The sequence below is a fragment of the Microbacterium sp. BDGP8 genome (assembly GCF_029991045.1).
In the GTDB taxonomy this organism is placed as follows: Bacteria; Actinomycetota; Actinomycetes; order Actinomycetales; family Microbacteriaceae; genus Microbacterium; species Microbacterium plantarum.
This window is the reverse complement of record NZ_CP120712.1, coordinates 2180363-2197927: the sequence shown is the minus strand read 5'-3', so window position 1 is coordinate 2197927 and position 17565 is coordinate 2180363. Positions and strand designations below refer to the sequence as shown.

Genomic DNA, 17565 nt, shown 5'->3' with positions numbered 1-17565 from the left:
GAGTGACGCACCCGGCCGCCACCACCCTCCGGTGGTGCGACCCGACATGGGAGGAACCAGCATGCCCGAGCAGCCCACCGAAGAGCAGACGGACCTGCTGCTCTCGGCCGCCGAGATCCAAGCCGTCACCAACCGCGATATGCCAGACGAGCTCGCGCAGGCGATCGCCGCTCTGGCGACCGACGCCGTACGCGACTACTGCGGATGGCGCGTCGCGAAGACCGCGACCGAGACGATCACGCTCGCCTCCCGCGGCACCCGAACCATCTTCCTGCCGTCTCTGCACATCGTGCGGGTCGACGCCGTCACAGAGAACGGCGTCACCGTCGCGCCCGTCGACGGATACGACTGGGATGACTCCGGCATCCTCCACCGCACCGGCCGTCGCCGCTGGCACGCCGGCCGCCGCACGGTCGAGGTCACCCTCACCCACGGGCACCCCCGATGCCCCGGCGGCATCGCCACCGCGATCGCGTCCGCCGTCGCAAGAGGAGCGTTCACGCCCGCCGGTGGCCTCGTCTCCGAGGGTGCGCTCGGGCAGACCAACCAGTACGGCCGCACCGCCAGCGGTGCCGCCGTCGACATGGCCTTCACGCCCGAGGAGCTGCTGCGCCTGGACGCCTACCGGATCGGTGCGAGCCGATGACCCTTCCCGACCGGTTCACCCGGCACAGCGCGGTGGTCCGCGCCAAGCGCCGCGGCGGCGGCATGGGCGGAGGCGGCTACGCCGACCCTCGCACCGTCCGCGCGTGGGTCGTAGACGAGCAACAGACCGTCATCGGAGCCGACGCCGTCGAGGTCATCTCGAGCACCCAGGTCTCTCTCGACATCGACGAGGACATCCCGCAGGGTTCCCTCGTCACTGTCTGGTCCGGAGCGCCAAACGAACGCGAAGCAGTCGTCCTCGCGATCAGCGTGTTCCGCCACGAGCGGCTCCCCTCGTTCCAGACCCTGCACCTGAAGTAGGAGGCACGATGGCGAAATTCAACCCCGTCATGACCAAGCTCGAGAAGTCGATCCAGGCCGGCCTCCGAGACGGAGGCCGCGAAGTTCTCAAGCGGGCACGCGAACTCGCACCGAAGGACTCGGGCGAACTGCACAAGGGCGGCGCCGTTGCGGTCGACGACCTCACCATGCAGGTCGCGTTCCGCGGCGACTACGCCGTGATCCAGCACGAGAATCTCGACTTCGAGCACCCCAACGGGCAAGCGAAGTTCCTCGAAACGTCAACCGAGCAGGTCGACATCGGCCCGATCCTCGCCGCCCGGAACCGGAAGGACCTCGGCGGTGCATGACCGGGCGCTCACAATCTGGCTCTGCGAGCAACTCGGCGAGATCGCCGGGTGGAAGTGGTCCGAGACCGACTCCTATTCGGCGAGCGTCGTCGGCGTCTACTACGGCCGCATCTCGACCGACACCGCCCGCGGCGTCGGCGTCCGCATCTACGGCGGCACCGACGACCGAGAGACCGGGGTCAAGACCCGCCGGGTGCAGCTGCGATTCCGCGGCGGCCCCAGCGCCACAGACGGCGCCGACATCCTCGCGGACCAGGCGTTCGACCGCTTCGACGATCTCTTCCGTGTGGGCGTGATCAGCGAGGTGGTTCGACAGTCGTTCTCCCCGGCGGGGAGCGACACGAATCAGCGCGAAGAGCGCACCGACAACTACCTGATCGACTTCGACAACCCAGAGGGGTAACGACCATGAACAAGCGTGTTCAGCTTCCCGCCGGCACCGTGCGGGGCAAGTCCTACGAGTACGGCCTCCGCGTCAACATCGCGCCCCGCGGTGAGACGCCGGACTTCATCGACATCCGTCGACTGTTCGGCTACGCGCCGACGTTCACCCCGACGACGTCCGACGCTCAGACCTACGACGACCTCGGTTCGCAGAACACCTCGGTCGACGCCTGGTCCCACGCGCACGCGTTCTCCACGTTCGTGAACCGTTCGCGGGAGACCGGCGAGTACCTGCCCGAGATCGAGGCGCTGCGGAAGCGCACTCTCCCGACGGCGATCGACGAGGACGCGGAGATCGAGATCCAGTTCTTCCACAAGCCCGCGAAGGGCGCGCCGAACCTCGACGACGCCGGACAGGGCTTCGTCACCGTCTCCTACACCCGCGGGCAGACCGGCCCCAACGGGCAGAACGAGACGTGGAACTGGACGCTCACCGGCGTCGGCGCGTACACCCCGATCGAGAACCCCTTCGAGGGATGGGACGAGGACGCGCCCCTGGTGTCGCTGGTCGAGCCCATCACCGGGCCCGCCGCCGAGCTCGTCACCCTCCGCGGAACCGGGTTCGTCGACGCGCAGGGCAACGCCCTCGTGACCGGCGCCGACGGCGTCAAATTCGGTGGCACGAACGCCGCCGACTACACCGTCGTCAACGCCACGACCATCGTCGCCTCCGTGCCCGCCGGCGCGGCCGGTTCCGCCGCGGTCGTCGTCAAGACGGTCCACGGCGTCTCGGCCGCACGTCCCTTCACCCGGACGGCGTGACCGTGTCCGGCGCGGTCGACTTCGCGCAGTGGGCCGCGCCGGATCTCGTCCTCACGCTGGGGGAGCGCGTCTACAACGTCGTGCCCCCCAGCGTGGAGCAGGCTCGGAAGGTCATCGCACTCGCTGCTCGCGGAGAGGTCAACCTGCGAATCGTTCGCGGCAAGATCCCCGAGGCTGCGCAGCAGGTCCTCGCGACCATCGGCCCGCTCGAGCGCCCCGGCCTCGGCGACGCCGCCGCGCAGATGATGGCCGACGGCATCCCGGTGGAGACCATCGACCGGATGCACTACTACGCCATCTTCTACTGGACCCGCGGCAAGGAGTACGCCGACGCTCTGGCCGTGGCGCTCTGGGCGCCCCGAGCGGACGCCCCGGACGGCGGTGATGGTCCGGCCCCAAAAGCGCGGGCGCGCTCACCGCGGAGGAGTGGGCGCAATACGGCGTAGGGGAAGTCCTCGACTACGACGAGAACGGCATCCCGATCTACGCCGACTACCGCGTCCCCGACGAGGTCCACGCGGCCACACCCACCGTCCCGCGCGGGCAGGTCGACGACGTGTCGTGGGTGGCGCTCATCGAGCACTGGCGGCTCGTGATCGCTGACCTCCGCAAGGAGGAAGGCATCGACCTCTACTCGCCGACCGTGCTCGCCGGCTCCTGGCTCACCGTCCGGTCCGCGATCTTCTCGCTCCTCGACTCGGCGACACGGCTGAGGAGCGCACTCACCCGGAGGTGATCCATGCCCGCTCTGCGCGCCGCCGAGCTCGAGGTCCTCTACACCGCCAACACGGTCGGGGTGGAGAAGGCCGAGAAGCAGGTCAAGGACTCCGCCGAGCGGATCGAGAAGAAGCCGGTCGTCAAGAAGGTCGGCGCCGACACCAGCGACGCCGAAAAGGGCATGGACCGCGTCGAGGCAGACGCGAAGAAGCTCGTCTCCGAGCGAGCCATGCTGCAGATCGACGCGGACATCACCCGCACTGAGAAGAGCCTTCAGCGCGCCCGCGACAAGGTCGAGGACCTGCAGATCCGCGGCGAGGCCGGGTTCGAGGTCACCGCCGAGACCAAGCGCGCCGAGGCCGCGGTCGCCCGGCTCGAGCAGCAGGCCGAACGCCTCGGCAAGCTCCGCGAGTCGATCACCGTCGAGGCCGACACCGACAAGGCCGAGACCGGCCTCAAGCGGTTCCTGGCCCTGTTCAAGCGCGAGTCCGAGGAAGCCGGCACGGAGAGCGGCCGGTCCCTCTCGAAGGGGCTCGATTCCGCCACCCGCGGCGCCGGCGAGAAGGTCGGGCAGGTCGTCGGCGGCGACATCGAGGGTTCCCTCATCGCCGCGCTCACCGCGATCCCGATCGCCGGCGGCATCATCCTCGGCGGCGTCGCGATCGGCAAGGCGATCGTCGCCGGTGTGCAGGACGGGCTGCAGCAGGAGGTCGGTTTCGACCGCCTCGAGGCGCTCACCGGCATCAGCCCCGAGCAGGCCATGCGCATCGGCCGCGCCGCCGGTGAGGCGTACACGAACGTCTTCGGTGAGTCCGTCGAAGCGAACATGGACACCGCGCGCCTCGCGCTGCAGTTCCGCATCATCGACCCGGAAGCCACCAGCCGCGACGCGCAGCAGGTCGTCCAAGGGCTTTCCGGTATCGCCGACGTGCTCGGTGAAGACGTCCGCCCCGTCGCGACCGCCGTGACGCAGCTGCTGCGCACCGGCCTCGCGTCGTCGTCGAAGGAGGCGTTCGACCTTCTCGCGACCGGCGCCCGCAACGGCGTCAACGCCAGCGAAGACCTAATCGACACCTTCACCGAGTACCCGGCCCTGTTTAAGCGGCTCGGCCTCACCGGGCCCGAAGCGCTCGGCCTCATCAACCAGGGGCTTCTCGCCGGCGCACGCAACAGCGACCTCGCCGCCGACGCGCTCAAGGAGTTCCAGATCCGGGCCACCGACGGCACCGAGGGTCCCGCCGAGGCGTTCCGATCGCTTGGGCTGAACGCCGAGGAGATGACGGCGAAGATCGCGCGCGGTGGGACCGAGGCGCGGGACGGCCTCGCGCTCGTCCTCGACAAGCTCCGCGAAACCGAGGACCCCGTCCTCCGCAACGCGGCCGCCGTCGGCCTATTCGGCACACAGGCCGAGGACCTCGGCGACGCCCTGTTCGCGATGGACCTCTCCAACGCCGTCGAGCAGCTCGGCGGGGTCGAAGGCGCCGCTCAGCGGATGTTCGACACCCTCGCCGACAACGACGCAACCAAGATGGAGCAGGCCCAGCGCAACATCGAGGTCGCCGCAGACGGCATCAAGGGTGCGCTCGCGTCCGCATTCTCCGAGCCGCTGCAGGAGCTCGCCGACTTCGTGTCGCAGAACCGCGGCCCCGTGCTGCAGTTCTTCCTCGACATGGCCAACGGCGCCCTCGACTTCGCCGAGACTGCATCCGACGGGTTCGGCGATTTCGTCACGGGACCGCTGCGGGAGACGCTGCATGGGCTCCGCGACTTCATCGAATGGCTGCCCGGCGATGCCGACCTCGAGGGGCTCGACGCGGTCATCGAGGGGATGGGCGACGTCGACAAGACCACCGACGCCATGTCCGACAAGATCGCGGACGCGCGGGACCGGCTCAACGAATTCGCCGAGCCCGCGGTCAAGATTGGCTACCTCAACGACGCGCAGCTGCGGCTCGCGGAGGCGATCGACATGGTCGGGGAGTCCGCCACCGAGGGGCGGTCGGTACTCGATGACCTGACCGAGGCTCAGGACGGCAGCACCCGTGCGTCGGGTGAGCTCGACGCGCAGATCCGCGCAGCCGTCGACGCGCTGAACGCGCAGCAGACGGCGGCCGCGGCGACAGGCGAGGAGCAAGACGAGCTCAGCGGCCGGTGGCGCGACGGTGCCGGCGCGATCGCCGAGCAGCTGCAGCAGATGGGGCTCACCGAGGTGCAGGCGTGGCGGCTCATCGCCGCATACGCCGGCATCCCGGAGTCGGAGATCACCGAGATCATCTCGAACGCTCCCGACGAGCAGTCGAAGGTGCAGGCGCTCGTCGACCGGGTGAACTCGATCCCGGACGGGTCGACCACGATCACGGCGGACACCTCGCCCGCTGACCGGGCGATCGCCTGGCTGACGAACCCGGACCGGTACCGGCTCAATATCCCGGCGTTCCTCGACTACCAGGGCGGGAACATCCCGGGCGCCGGAACGGTGCTGAAGGGTCATAACGGCGGCGTGGTCGAGTTCATGGCACAGGGCGGCATTCCCGACCTCGTGCCGATGAGCGCGACCGCTGCGGTCGTTCCTGCGAACACCTGGCGCGTGGTGGGGGACCGGCCTGATGTCTCGGAGTCGTTCATCCCGCTCGACGGATCGCCGCGGTCGCTCGCGATCCTCGCGGAGACCATCCGTCGGATGCCCGGGCTCGACGTCGCCCCGGCTCCGCCGGTGTCGACAGGTGCGCGGGCGGCTTCTCTGCAGGTGGTCGACAACAGCACGTACTACTCGTACGACCCGACGGAGATTGCCCGTCAGCGGGACGTGCGTCTCGCTCAGGCGCTCACCCGCCTGCCCCGCCGATAGGAGGCCCATGCCATGACGATCGTGCTGTCGTCCCCGCTGCGCTCCGAGGAGGCCGCCCCGGTAGCGGGGAACCGGCCTATGACATGGACCGGCTTCGACGGCACCGTGTGGCGCCTGACACGCCCCGGGAGCCCGAACCCTCGGATGCTCCCGGGCGTGCAGGGCCTGCACATGCCCCGCATGGATGTCTACACCTCGAGCAGCCCCGGCGTCCCGGGCGTGATCATCACCGGGTACGAGCTCCCGCCGCGTCCGGTGTATTGGCCGCTGCGGTTCGCGAACCGGTCGATCGATGAGTGGGAGGACGAGCACGCCGGGTTCTTCGACTCGTTCCACCCGGTGCTCGAGGGCGTGTGGACGGTGGGGGACGGCGTCGATGCGCGCACTCTCCCGCTGACCGGATCGTTCGACGGATCGCACTCGTTCGAGCTCGACCCGTTCGTCACCGGTAAGGCCGTCATCGGTGTGCAGCTCCTCGCACCGCGCCCGCTGTGGCGGGGCCGCACGATCCGACGGCAGTTCAAGGCCCCCGAGCCGTCCCCGTTCTTTCCAGGCCCGCCGTTCACGATCAGCTCCGGCGCGTCGTACGAGAACGCGACCATTCCCAACCCCGGCCAGGAACCCAGCTACGTCACGTGGGAGATCGACGGCCCGCACCCCGCCGGGGTGAAGGTCGGAGTCGGCGACGCGCTCGTCGAGGTCCCGTTCGAGATCCCCATCGGTCGCCGCCTGGTCGTGAACACCGACCCGTCCGAGCAGTACGCGCGGATCGGCGACCTTGAGTCCGTCGACGACAAGCTCGTGCTGACGAACGCGACCGACGCCGCCCGCGACCTCGGGTTCCAGATCTTCGCCCCGATTCCCGCTCGCGGCGACGTCGTCCTCACAATCGTCACTGAGGGAAGCGGCGTCATCGCGGCGACCCACACCCCGCTGTATTGGAGGGCGTTTTGAGTCGCCTGCTGATCGCGGAGTTCATGGACGTCGAGCATCGCTTCATCGGCCAGGCCGTCGCGCAGCGCACCGAGGCCGCGCTGCTGTGGAACGCCGCGTCGACGGCGAAGCTGCAGCTCCGCGACACGCATCCGATCATCGAACCCGCGGTGCGAACCGACGGGCTCCGGTGCGCGCTGTGGATGGTGAACCACACCGGCCAGGCCCTCACGCGGACCCGCCTGCTCGAAGGGCCGGTCGCACCGATCACCGGGCGAGACACCCCGTTCGGGACGGTCGAGCTCGACGTGATCGACGACTGGTCCGAGTTTGACACCGTCCTCGGCTGGCAAGTCCCCACCGCGGGCGCCGGCGGGCAAGGCGCCGCCGAGTATTGGCGGGCATCCGGCGCGTCGGAAACGCGCGCGAAGGCGGCAATCGCCGCGAACGCCACGCGGCTCGACCTCCCGTGGGAGGTCGTCCCGACGCGGGGTAAGGGGAGCCCGGGGACGACCGAGCTTCGGATGCACACCCTCGCGGAGAAGCTCGTCGAACCGCTTACCGCCGACCGGCTACAGCTCACCATCCGCCGCGACCGCGTCACGAACCGCAAGGTCGTCGACGTCGTCGCCGGCGCGACATTCCCCCGCCCCATCACCCCAGCATCCGGGGTCCTCGGGCACTACTCCTGGATGCAGCAACCAGCGACCGCGACTCGCGCGCTCGTCGGCGGCCGCGGCGAAGGCGTCGAGCGCGAGTTCGTGCTCGTCGTTGACCACGCCCTCGAGGCGAAGCTCGGGCGCGTGATCGAGATCTTCGTCTCCGCGACCTCGGCCGAGGAAGGCGAAGACCTCGCACCGTACGGGTGGGCCGCGCTCGCGAAGCACGCCGCCGCGTCGTCGTTCACCGCGGAGCTGCGCGAGACGTCCTGGTTCCGCCTCGGCGAGACGTTTGAGCTCGGCGACCGCCTACCCGTGAAGGTCGGCGCGCTCGAGTTCGAGGACGTGATCTCCCGCGTCGACGTCGTCCACGACGTCCGCTCCGGGTTCACCGCCACCCCCACCGTCGGCCTCGCCACCGAGGACCCGCAAGCCCAGCTCGTCGACTACGTCCGCTCCGTCGCGACGGCCGTCGGCGAACAGGAAAGGAAGTGACCATGCCCGTCGTCATCACCGACACCGCCGGCTACGAGGGAACCGTCGACGAACCGCAATGGTCGGAGCTGATCGCCGGTGCCGGCGGACGGCAGTACGGCGTCCGTGGCCCTGACAGCTGGCGCGCGACCATCGGCGCCGTCGACCGCGAGGTGCGAATCTCGGCCGGAACAGGGTTCGGGTGGGGCGTCCTCGACCGTACCACCTCGGAAGGCTCGATCGTGCTGCCCCCGTCGCCGGTCGGGTCCACGTGGCACCTCATCCATGTGCACCGAGACTGGCAGGCGAACCGTTCGGAGATCGACGCGATCCCCGCCGGCAACTCGGCCACGATTCCCGAACGCGCGAATACTCCGGGCGAGCTCGACGACCAGCCGCTGTGGCTCGCACGAGTTGACGCGGGCCGGTCGCAGGTCCAGGAGCTCATCGACCTGCGGGTCTGGGGTAGCGACGGAGGTTCATTCGCGACGAGCCTCCTCGTTCGTCAGTATCTCGACCGTGTCGGCACCGTAATCCGCATCGGAAACGCGACGTGGGCGCGGATGCTCGATGCCCTCGGACAGCCGACGTGGTCGGCTGTGGACTCCGGCCGGCTGCTGGGCGTCTACCCGCTGAAGTGGTTCGGTATGGCACCCTCTGGGTCGCTCCCCGGCCAGGGCGTGACCGTCTTCGGCAACCAGACGCAGATCCTCGCAGACTTCAACCTCCCCGACCCAGGCGTGCCGTACCGCGTACAGATGATGGCGCAGGGCTTCTGGGGACGGGAGTTCGACAACACGGGCGCGCGGATCGACTTCGACATGATGGTCGGCGACACCCCGATCGCGACATGGCTGCCGCCCGCCGACTCCTACACGTTCACTAACTGGCGCTCGTGGTCCCCGTGGCCGTCGACGCAGGTCTTCAACGGGGCGAAGCGTCTCGGGTTCCGCGCGCGCCGGATCTATGGCCAGCCCTATGGGGCCGTGAAGGAATCGGAGAGCATCGTCGTCGCGTGGGTCTACTCGGCCTGACGACCCTTACCAACACTCGCCCTCGGCATCCGCCGGGGGCTTTGTCGTACACACCGAAGGAGACCACCGTGTCGTCGATTCCCATCCACCGTCTCGACATCGTCGAGCCGGCAAACGCGAACGAGGAGATTCTCCGCTTCGCGACCGACCTCGATTCGAAGGGCGAACGCGCCTGGTTCGAGGTTCACTACCCGAAGCCCGACGCCATGAGCGACGAGGAGTTCGCCAAGCGCGACGCCGGGACGTTCGACGCGGTCGAGGTCATCGACGGCGAGATTCACACCCTCCCGCCGTACGAACTCCTCGGCAACCCGACGGAAGAGCAGGTGAAGTGATGAGCGCCTTCTGGCCCAACGGGTCCAAGACCAACAAGCCCCGTCGAACCCGCGAATTCGGCTATCGCAGCTCGATCTACAAGCGCGGCTGGCACACCGGATGGGACACCGCCGGGTATCCGCGGAACCATGTTCCCGAGCGCGGCGTCGTCGAGCGCTGCTATTACGACGGTTCCTACGGGAACACCGTCCTCGTCCGCCATCACGACGGTGTGCTGTCCCGCACCGCTCACGGCGCGCCGGGTGGCTTCCTCGTCAGCCCCGGCCAGATCGTCGAGGACGGTCAGGCGCTTCTCGTGCAGGGTACGACGGGCATGTCGACGGGCGTCCACAACCACGAGGAGATCATCCTCCCCGACGGCACCTTCGTGGACCCGGAGCAGTGGATCCCGAACCGCGGCGAGGCGCCTGCGCCGGCCCCCGCCGGTGGCGGGAACCGCCTCGGCTACTTCGATGTCCCCGCCGACACCCAGTTCTACTACTGGTACTACGGCAACGCCCTCGCCGGCCTCCACTCCGAGAAGCAGTGGCTCCGCGGCGGCCAGACCCTCGCCGTGGTCGAGAACCCCGGCACCGGCCCCGTCCGCGTTCGCTGCGCCGACGGCGACCTCGTGTGGGTCGGCACCCGACGCAACCCCGCCCGGGTCCGCCAGGGCGCCGCGCCTGCGCCCGCCCCGGCGAAGCGGCACCTGTTCGACGTTCCCGCCGAGGGGCAGTTCTGGTACAACCAGTACGCGAACGCCCTCGCCGGGAACCACGACCCGAAGCAGATCATGCACGGCGGCACCCGCGAGGTCGTCGAGGACCCGGGCACCGGCCCGGTCCGCATCCGCGCGAAGGACGGATCGCTGATCTGGGTCGGCACCCGACGTAACCCGGCTCGGACGTATTGGGCATGAGCGACCGCTCCATCGCCACCGTCTCGATCTCGGTCGCGGCGGTGGCGGGCGCCGCGCTGGTCGGCGGGCTGGCATGGCTCGCCGACCTCGTCCGCGCTGCCGTCGCGGTGTTCTCGGTGTTTGGGGGAGGGGTGCTGTGATCCTTCCTGCGAGATGGCAGCGGAAGCTCGCGCACCTGTACGTGCCGGAGATGTTCGCGGTGATCCTCGGTCTCGGATCGGCGGTGTTCGGGGCGAGCATCCTCGCGATGCCCGGCAGCTACCGGGACGTCCCGTCGTTCGCTCAGGCGTTCGCGTTCGTCGCCCCTCACTGGTGGGGGCTCGCGATGGTCGTCCTCGGAGTCGCGATGCTCAGCCTCATCGCGCACTCGCGCGCAGCGGCGGCCGTGCCAACGTTCCTGCTCGGCCTGGTGTGGGCCGCATGGGTGCTCCCCATCGCGGCCTCACCTGGCTTCGCACCATCGGCACCGATCGTCTACACGATGCTCTCGGTCCTGACCCTCGCGGCGGGCCTGGCATGCCTCGTCCCCCGGGAGGTGAAGCCGTGACCGAATCGAAGCCCGTCCGGTGGTCGTCGCCGGCAAACGCGTGGGCGACCGGGGCGCAGCTGATCGCGTTCCTGATCCCGATGCTGTCGGTCCTGGAGATCTATCAGCCCGTCGCGCTCGAGGCGGTGAGCATCCCGCTCGCCGACGCCTGGCAGTGGCTGCTGTTCGTCACCGCCGGGATCTCTCTCGCCGCGTCGCTCGCGATGCAGTTCGTGCTCGGGAGCGGCAACCGGATGAGCGCCGTCGTCCGCCTCGAAGGCGTCGCGACCGCGATCGTCTCGATGTGCTTCGCGGCGCTGTGGGCGGCGCTCGTGCGCGAGTACGGCTTCGGCGCGAACCCGCTCACCCAGCTCCTCGTCGGCGGTCTGGGGCTGGCCGCCGCGGGGCGCGTGGGTCAGATCCGCTGGGAGCTCCGGAAGTACCGCCGCGCTCTCAGGGCCGGCCAGACCGCACACGTGGAGGCGATCGCCCAGCCGAAGGAGACCTGATGGGTGCAGACGCGATCGCAGCCCTCGCGACAGCGGTCGCTCTCATCCTCACCGCCATCGGCGGCGTTATCGCCGCGATCGCCACCCTCATCGGCGCACTCCGCAAGAAGGACACCGCCCCAGCTCCGCAGGTCGGCATCACAGCCACCGTCCCGCCCACCGGCGACGACATCGACTACCGCGCCTACCTCGACATGAAGGAACGCGCGGAGCGAGCCGAGACCCGCGCCGGCGCCGCAGAGGAGACGCTCCGACGTCTCCTCAACCGCGGCGAGCACATCGACGAAGACACCCAACCACTCTGACCGGGAGGTCACCCCATGAAGAAGTACCTCGCCGCGCTCCTGCCCGGCATCATCATCCTGTTCGGCGGACTGCAGACCGCGCTCGCTGACGAACGCATCGACAGCGCCGAAGGCAGCCAGCTGCTCGCGCTCACCGGCGGCATCATCGTCACGTTCGGTGTCCCGATCGTCGAGGGTCGGTGGCGCGGTCTGTTCAAGACCGGTGCCGCGATATTCGCGGCCGTCGCGACCCTCATCATTCCGCTGATCCTCGGCTTCACCTGGCAGTCGCTCGTGATCTTCGCCCTGGCCGCGCTCTCCGCGCTCGCGACTGAGATCGGTGTGCAGGTCCGCTCGGAGCCGCTCGACGCCGGCGTCACAGCCGACGGGGCAGCCGTGGTCACGTCGCTGCATCCCGAACCGCAGCGCCTCGACGCCCACAACATCCGCTGATCTACCCGACCCGAAGGGACCACGCACATGGCCGAATTCGTCGGCGCCTTCCCGTCCTCGCTCGCACTCGACGACCGCAACAACATCGTCCGCGAGGCTGAGGCGTACGTCTACGACGTCAACGACGCCAACCTGGCCTCGCCCCTTCCCATCACGGATCTGCAGGGGGTCCCGTTCACCGGCGGCAAGCTCGTCGCATCGAATGGGATCTTCCCGCAGTTCAGGACCCCAACCGGTGTGCTCGAGGTATACGTCAAGTCCGGCGAGCGTGTCACTTACCTCACCGATGTGAGCGTTCCGGCGAAGGCCGCCGTCGAGGCGGCGGGCGTCGCTTCCGAGTCAGCAGCGTCAGCATCTCAGGACCGAGTGCTTGCTCAGAGCGCCAGCGGCGAAGCCGTCGACGCCGCCGCGCGGGCGGAGGCGGTCGGATCGACGAACGACGACATCACCGGCACCCTGATTCGCACTAAGGGGACCAAGACAGAGGCTGCTGTATCTGCGGCTGTCGGCGAAGTCCTGAGCAGCGCACTTCCGGGTTTCGCGGCCATCGGAGTGCGAGGCGACTCGATCGCGCGGGGTGAGGGCGTCTCCGACTTCGGCGCGGACGGATCGACGTCGGTGCAGAAGTTCACGGCGAAGCTTCCCGCGGCTGTGGAGGCTGAGGTCACGAACCTCAGCGGAGTGACTGTGCTCGCCTCCGGAACGTCTGGGCAGACGACCGGCCAGAACCGTGCAGGGCTTCAGGCGTGGTTGCTGGCCAATCGCCCCCGAGAGGTGGTGCTGCTGAAGTCGGTCAATGACGCTCGTGTGGACCGCCCGGAGACCCCCGCTCTCACCGACCGGTACATGCGGCAAATGGTGACCATCTGTCGCATGGCTGGGGTCCGCCCGATCGTCGTCACCTCCGGTCCCGTCGATCCGGCCACGTTCAACAACCCCGCGCTGATCGACTACTCGACCGTCATGGAAGCCCGGGCGTCCAACGCACTCCTGCGCGCGATGGGAGCCGAACTGGGCGTGACGGTCGCGGACATCGAGGCTGCCTTCGGCGCGGCCGACATCGTCGCGCGGCCCTACGCAGGGCTGTTCGACCTAGCCGACGGCCTCCACCCGAACAACAACGGGCACACCGGATGGGCAACCGTCATCGCTCGTGCGATCGCTGGGCTTCCCCAGGGTGCCGTCGGATCGAACCCCAGCCCGTACGCAACCCTCGTGTCGGACGCGTTCAACCGCGCTGACACGACCGCGGGTCTCGGATCGGCCGACACCGGCCAGGCGTGGACAACGGGGGCGGACTGGGGAGTGATCGGCAACAAGGCGTACGCGGTGACCCCCGCCGACAACGAGCGCGCGCTGATCGACTGCGGGCAGGCTGTGCATGAGGCGCATGTGACGGTCAGCAATCCGGGCGGCCGGGTTACCGCAGGCGTCATCTACGGCGGCACCGACGCCAGCAACTACTACCTCGCATCGCTCGACGTGCTCGACAACACGAGGACGACCGGGACGCTCTCGGTGTTCAAGTGCGTCGCGGGCGTCTATACCCTGCTGCACTCCAGCACGATCTCGGGGTTGACGCCGGATCAGCCTGTTCGGATCAGCGGTGCGCGGCGCGGCGTTGGAGCGCACCGCATTTCCGTCAACGGAGTCGGTGTCAAGGCGCTCACCGACTCCTCGATCGTCGGCGGCACGCGGTGCGGCATGCGACAGGCCAACGCCACCCCCCTGCGCTTCGACAGCTTCCTGGTGACGACCTAGGCGTGAGTCAGGAGTTCAGCGGTGTCGAGGAGCGAGGACGAGACTTGGGGCCGCGCCACCGCAACCGGCTCCGCTACCGGTCATGGAAGGGGTTGCGGCACCGGCAGCGACCTTCCTCGGGGAAGCCGATGTCGTCGATGTGAGAGCACGGAGGTGACGACCGCAAGCCGAGCTTCGCGCGCCACTTCCCAACGAACGGGTACTCCGCAGACCCTGGGTCGGAGTGCTCGCACTCGGGGCAGGTGCTCGCCGACGTGGCAGCTGGGTCAGCGCTGGCGATGTCTTCCCGGGTGATCACGACGAGAGCGTACCAATCGAGTGGGACGGCAACGAGGATCCGCCCGGAATGAGACCGTCGCGGGTGGCGTAACCGATCTTGTCGGAGTAGCCGAGGCCGACGACGAGGAAGAGCAACGTGACGACGCTCAGACTCAACCACGTCGTCTCGAAGAGGGAGTCGACGGCGAATGCAACGAGGCCACCCAGTGCGGCGTAGGCGAATTGGCTGTCAGGTGATTGCTTGAGGGTCACCCGGATGCCCCGGTACGCGAGTACGAGCACGATCAAGAACAGAACCAGACCGATGCCGCCGTAAAGGTACAGGACCTGTAAGTAGTTCTCGTGGGCGTGCCCGAATGCCGCAGCGTCTCCCGCGACGGGTCGCAGCATGTCCACGAAGGACGTCTGCCCGAACCCGATAATGGGCGACTGCTGGATGACAGTCAGTACGCCTTCCCAAAGTGAGAGGCGCGCTGTACGCGAGGTCGTCGCGTCGCTCAGGAGTCCAGAGAGGCGGTCGAAGATCGTCCCCACCAGATCCAGGTTGGTCAATGCGAAGATGAGCGCCACGATCCCGGCAGGGACGAGCCAGACCACGGCTCGCATCCGGGCGCGACCCGGCCGGTGGAAGAACACCACCACGAGAGCGGCGGCGGCTGCGATCCAAGCCGCACGGGTCTCCGTCATCAGGAGCCCGGCCGCTGTGACAGCGAACCACGCCCACGCCGCCCACCCTCGGTGAAGCAGTGTCACCGCGACACCGATCATCGCTAGGTATGCTCCGAACACAGTCGGGGAGAGGAACGTGCCGAAGGGACGGAAAGCGCCCTCGAATGTGAAGTAGTAGAAGCCGGTGGTATATCCGAGCGCCTGCAGGCGACCCAGACCGGCGAGGGACTGGTAGCCAGCGATTGCGACGAGAAACAGGAGCGACAGGCGCAATCCGCTCTTGAAGGCCGGGCGCAATTCGTGTCGACGAGCGAGGCGGAACATGACTATTCCTGCGATGACCGCACCCACCGAACTGACTACGTCCAGGATGTCCGGCGCGGCGTCCTCCAACGGCCCAAGGATCAAGATGCGAACGCCGATCCAGCTTGCAAGCAAGATACTGGCTGTGTCCATTGCGCCTAGGCGCCGCCCCAGCGCCCCGTAGCGCGCACCCACGAGGAGCACAAGCGCGACGACGGCGGGAGTGACGCTTAGGTTCCGCACGCCGAACTCATGCGGGACGTATGAGAACGGCAGCGCGAACACGGTCAACTGCAGCAAGAGATGACGACGGGGCTTGTGTTCCGGAGCCATCTTCCGGCTTGGCCGAAACGTAGTCGTCGTCGTCATGGGCGCGACTTTACCGGGGCTCATCAGCGGCACGTCGAACGCCGCGGGATGCAGCGGTGGCCGGTTTGTACGAACGTCCCCAGCGGATACATGGGAGTTCGACGTACTTGTGAAGCAACCAAGCGCTGAGGATCGCCGATGAGAGAGCTGCGAGGAACGCGGGCCACAGGAGATCGTCCGGCGCGGCTCGAATGAAACCGCCCGTGACGGAGTGCGAGAGATAGAGCGCGTAGGAGATGCCGCCGAGCCACACTGCCCAGCGCAGTTCGAATCGGTTGCGCGCGAGGTAGGCGAGCCCGAAGAGGGCGATGCCGCCCAAGAAAGACACGACGTACAGTAGCGGCGGCCAGAGCGGGTCGACGTCCGCTCGAAGCAGGCCGGCCACGACGATCGTGGCTGTGACTACGACAGTGATGGTGATCGTGTGCTTCTTCGCGAGCAAGCCGCCGAAGCTGAGCGACATCGCGTGACCCACGCAGGCGACCGCGAGGAGCATCGGGAACGAGATCGGCAACTCACGGTCCAGTACTCGTTCGGCAGCGACGGCGCCGGCAAAAACGGCGACCCAGAAGTAGCCAACGATCCAGGACCGGTCGAGTTGCCGGATCGTCTTGGCAGCGATCTGCTGGAAGTAGTAGATGATCTCGATGGTGAGCGTCCATGCGACGGTGATCATTGAGGCCATGAATAGCTGCTGAAGCATCGTCGCGTTGAGCAGAAGTTCGCCCCACCACGCGGGGCTTGTCCAGTCCGCACGCGCAGAAAGAAGCGCCGTGACCACGAGCACGATCCAGTAGATGGGGTAGAGCCGCGTGAGGCGTCGCACTATGAACACGTTGGTGCTCTGGCGTCGGTACGACAGTGGGATCACGAACCCTGAGACAAGAAAGAACGCGACGACGCCGGCGCGGCCGGGATCGAAGACTTCGCGCGAGAAGTCGTGGAAGGCCGGGACGACGCCGTCGAGGAAGTGTGAGAGCACGACGACTAGCGCGGCTATCCCACGAACCCACTCGATCCAGACGAGTCTGGTGTTCCCAATCTCGGGCAGCGATGAAGTCACTAGCGGATCGTATCGGGTCTGCGTCTTGTGAGGTCTTCCGTCGGCCCTGGGCCTGGTGCCAAACTTCGAGCCATGACTGACGAACCGAACAAAATCATGATCGACCCTGTGAAGCAGCCGGCTGCTTCCATGCTTTTCGAGCAGACGACGAAGATGAGGAACGACCCAAGCCCCGAAGGTCGCGCCAAGTTCGACGCTGACGTCATGGGCTTCCTCGGCCGCGTCGTCATGGCTGTGGGTGGCCTCGAGCTTCAGCTCCGTTCCCTCGAAGAACGCGCCGCGGCCCTCGAAGGTCGCACGCCGGGTGCCGCTGGGACCGGGAGTCACGGCATCCACTGAGCGACACATATAGTTCAGCCCCCGGCTGCCTCACCCCGAGGCGGCCGGGGGCCTTCGTCGTTCCCATCCCGGAGTCACGGCCGGGGTATCGGCGCTCCGTGTCGAGGGATGCCGCGCCGGCGTCGTCCTTCCGCGACCCATTGCTCGGCGCCGGGGAGCAAGCGCAGCGCGCTCGCGAGCGTGCGGGTCTCGGCGGCGTCGAAGTAGCCCGCCCATATCCCTGCCGCTCGCGCGAGGACCTCGTCCCGCCCGCCCGCTGCGGCGATGAGCTCCGTGATGACGGGCTCTGCGTCACGGGCGTACTGGTTGCGGGCGCAGATCGCGGACAGCGTCACGTCCAGCATGGCGTCGTGGTCGAGCGGTGATCGCATGGCCGGGTTCCCCATTCCTCCGGCCGAGAGGATGCCATCGTACGCCGACATAGGCTGGCCGCATGGACGAGTTCGACGACTTCGACATCGGCTCGGAGCCGCGCTGCGAGGTCTGCGGCACCGTCATGCGCACCGTCGACCGCGGCTACCAGTGCGGCGGCTGTGGGTGGGAGATCGACATCCCGTGGATCGAGCGGCCGGATGCCGGCGACGACCTGCCGGGCATCCGCGGCGGCTGA

General features: G+C 68.2%; 23 protein-coding genes. 20 read left to right on the top strand and 3 right to left on the bottom strand.

The window, feature by feature from the left end; translation table 11 throughout:
* Nucleotides 1-61 precede the first annotated feature (61 nt).
* From P6897_RS10645 to P6897_RS10555, 19 genes are all read left to right on the top strand, one after another.
* The gene (locus P6897_RS10645; protein WP_282501187.1) at nt 62-646 is read left to right on the top strand and encodes a hypothetical protein; all 585 of its coding nucleotides are present in this window, start codon (nt 62-64) and stop codon (nt 644-646) included.
* Entirely contained in the window at nt 643-966 is a 324-nt protein-coding gene (locus tag P6897_RS10640; RefSeq protein ID WP_282501186.1) for a hypothetical protein, read from the top strand. The genes P6897_RS10645 and P6897_RS10640 overlap by 4 nt, the downstream gene beginning before the upstream one ends.
* Before the next feature lie 8 nt (nt 967-974).
* Nucleotides 975-1295, top strand: coding sequence for a hypothetical protein (locus P6897_RS10635; protein ID WP_282501185.1), 321 nt, complete (start codon nt 975-977; stop codon nt 1293-1295).
* Nucleotides 1288-1698 (top strand): minor capsid protein, encoded by a 411-nt coding sequence (locus tag P6897_RS10630; protein ID WP_282501184.1) that lies wholly within the window; start codon nt 1288-1290, stop codon nt 1696-1698. Before P6897_RS10635 ends, P6897_RS10630 begins: the two co-directional genes overlap by 8 nt.
* Nucleotides 1699-1703: 5 nt before the next feature.
* Nucleotides 1704-2501 (top strand): IPT/TIG domain-containing protein, encoded by a 798-nt coding sequence (locus P6897_RS10625; RefSeq protein WP_282501183.1) that lies wholly within the window; start codon nt 1704-1706, stop codon nt 2499-2501.
* Complete coding sequence (locus tag P6897_RS10620; protein ID WP_282501182.1) at nt 2498-2947, top strand: hypothetical protein; 450 nt, start codon at nt 2498-2500, stop codon at nt 2945-2947. Before P6897_RS10625 ends, P6897_RS10620 begins: the two co-directional genes overlap by 4 nt.
* 110 nt (nt 2948-3057) lie before the next feature.
* On the top strand, nt 3058-3237 hold the full coding sequence (locus P6897_RS10615; RefSeq protein ID WP_282501181.1) for a hypothetical protein: 180 nt from the start codon (nt 3058-3060) through the stop codon (nt 3235-3237).
* A 3-nt stretch (nt 3238-3240) separates the two neighbouring features.
* A complete protein-coding gene (locus P6897_RS10610) occupies nt 3241-6066 on the top strand; it encodes a phage tail tape measure protein (RefSeq protein WP_282501180.1) in 2826 nt (941 codons plus the stop codon).
* Between the two features lie 12 nt (nt 6067-6078).
* Complete coding sequence (locus tag P6897_RS10605) at nt 6079-7020, top strand: hypothetical protein (RefSeq protein ID WP_282501179.1); 942 nt, start codon at nt 6079-6081, stop codon at nt 7018-7020.
* A complete protein-coding gene (locus P6897_RS10600; RefSeq protein WP_282501178.1) occupies nt 7017-8153 on the top strand; it encodes a hypothetical protein in 1137 nt (378 codons plus the stop codon). The genes P6897_RS10605 and P6897_RS10600 overlap by 4 nt, the downstream gene beginning before the upstream one ends.
* Before the next feature lie 2 nt (nt 8154-8155).
* Nucleotides 8156-9166 carry a hypothetical protein gene (locus P6897_RS10595; protein WP_282501177.1) on the top strand — a complete coding sequence of 337 codons (1011 nt, stop codon included), beginning with the start codon at nt 8156-8158 and terminating at the stop codon, nt 9164-9166.
* Nucleotides 9167-9234: 68 nt separating this feature from the next.
* A complete protein-coding gene (locus P6897_RS10590; protein WP_282501176.1) occupies nt 9235-9501 on the top strand; it encodes a hypothetical protein in 267 nt (88 codons plus the stop codon).
* Nucleotides 9501-10400 carry a M23 family metallopeptidase gene (locus P6897_RS10585; RefSeq protein ID WP_282501175.1) on the top strand — a complete coding sequence of 300 codons (900 nt, stop codon included), beginning with the start codon at nt 9501-9503 and terminating at the stop codon, nt 10398-10400. The genes P6897_RS10590 and P6897_RS10585 overlap by 1 nt, the downstream gene beginning before the upstream one ends.
* Nucleotides 10397-10540, top strand: coding sequence for a hypothetical protein (locus tag P6897_RS10580; RefSeq protein ID WP_282501174.1), 144 nt, complete (start codon nt 10397-10399; stop codon nt 10538-10540). The genes P6897_RS10585 and P6897_RS10580 overlap by 4 nt, the downstream gene beginning before the upstream one ends.
* On the top strand, nt 10537-10947 hold the full coding sequence (locus tag P6897_RS10575) for a hypothetical protein (RefSeq protein ID WP_282501173.1): 411 nt from the start codon (nt 10537-10539) through the stop codon (nt 10945-10947). The genes P6897_RS10580 and P6897_RS10575 overlap by 4 nt, the downstream gene beginning before the upstream one ends.
* The gene (locus P6897_RS10570; protein WP_282501172.1) at nt 10944-11435 is read left to right on the top strand and encodes a hypothetical protein; all 492 of its coding nucleotides are present in this window, start codon (nt 10944-10946) and stop codon (nt 11433-11435) included. The genes P6897_RS10575 and P6897_RS10570 overlap by 4 nt, the downstream gene beginning before the upstream one ends.
* Entirely contained in the window at nt 11435-11740 is a 306-nt protein-coding gene (locus P6897_RS10565) for a hypothetical protein (RefSeq protein WP_282501171.1), read from the top strand. The genes P6897_RS10570 and P6897_RS10565 overlap by 1 nt, the downstream gene beginning before the upstream one ends.
* A 15-nt stretch (nt 11741-11755) precedes the next feature.
* Complete coding sequence (locus P6897_RS10560) at nt 11756-12172, top strand: hypothetical protein (RefSeq protein WP_282501170.1); 417 nt, start codon at nt 11756-11758, stop codon at nt 12170-12172.
* Between the two features lie 27 nt (nt 12173-12199).
* The gene (locus P6897_RS10555) at nt 12200-13933 is read left to right on the top strand and encodes an SGNH/GDSL hydrolase family protein (RefSeq protein ID WP_282501169.1); all 1734 of its coding nucleotides are present in this window, start codon (nt 12200-12202) and stop codon (nt 13931-13933) included.
* 294 nt (nt 13934-14227) lie between these two features.
* Here the strand turns inward: P6897_RS10555 and P6897_RS10550 are convergent, their stop codons facing one another.
* The 3 genes from P6897_RS10550 to P6897_RS10540 all read right to left on the bottom strand — a co-directional run bounded on the left by P6897_RS10550 (nt 14228) and on the right by P6897_RS10540 (nt 17377).
* Nucleotides 14228-15553, bottom strand: coding sequence for an O-antigen ligase family protein (locus P6897_RS10550; protein ID WP_282501168.1), 1326 nt, complete (start codon nt 15551-15553; stop codon nt 14228-14230).
* 10 nt (nt 15554-15563) lie between these two features.
* Nucleotides 15564-16952 carry an acyltransferase gene (locus P6897_RS10545; RefSeq protein ID WP_282501167.1) on the bottom strand — a complete coding sequence of 463 codons (1389 nt, stop codon included), beginning with the start codon at nt 16950-16952 and terminating at the stop codon, nt 15564-15566.
* A gap of 77 nt (nt 16953-17029) precedes the next feature.
* Complete coding sequence (locus P6897_RS10540; protein ID WP_282501166.1) at nt 17030-17377, bottom strand: hypothetical protein; 348 nt, start codon at nt 17375-17377, stop codon at nt 17030-17032.
* A gap of 11 nt (nt 17378-17388) precedes the next feature.
* On the opposite strand from P6897_RS10540, the gene P6897_RS10535 reads away from it, so the two are divergent.
* Nucleotides 17389-17565 carry a hypothetical protein gene (locus P6897_RS10535; protein WP_282501165.1) on the top strand — a complete coding sequence of 59 codons (177 nt, stop codon included), beginning with the start codon at nt 17389-17391 and terminating at the stop codon, nt 17563-17565.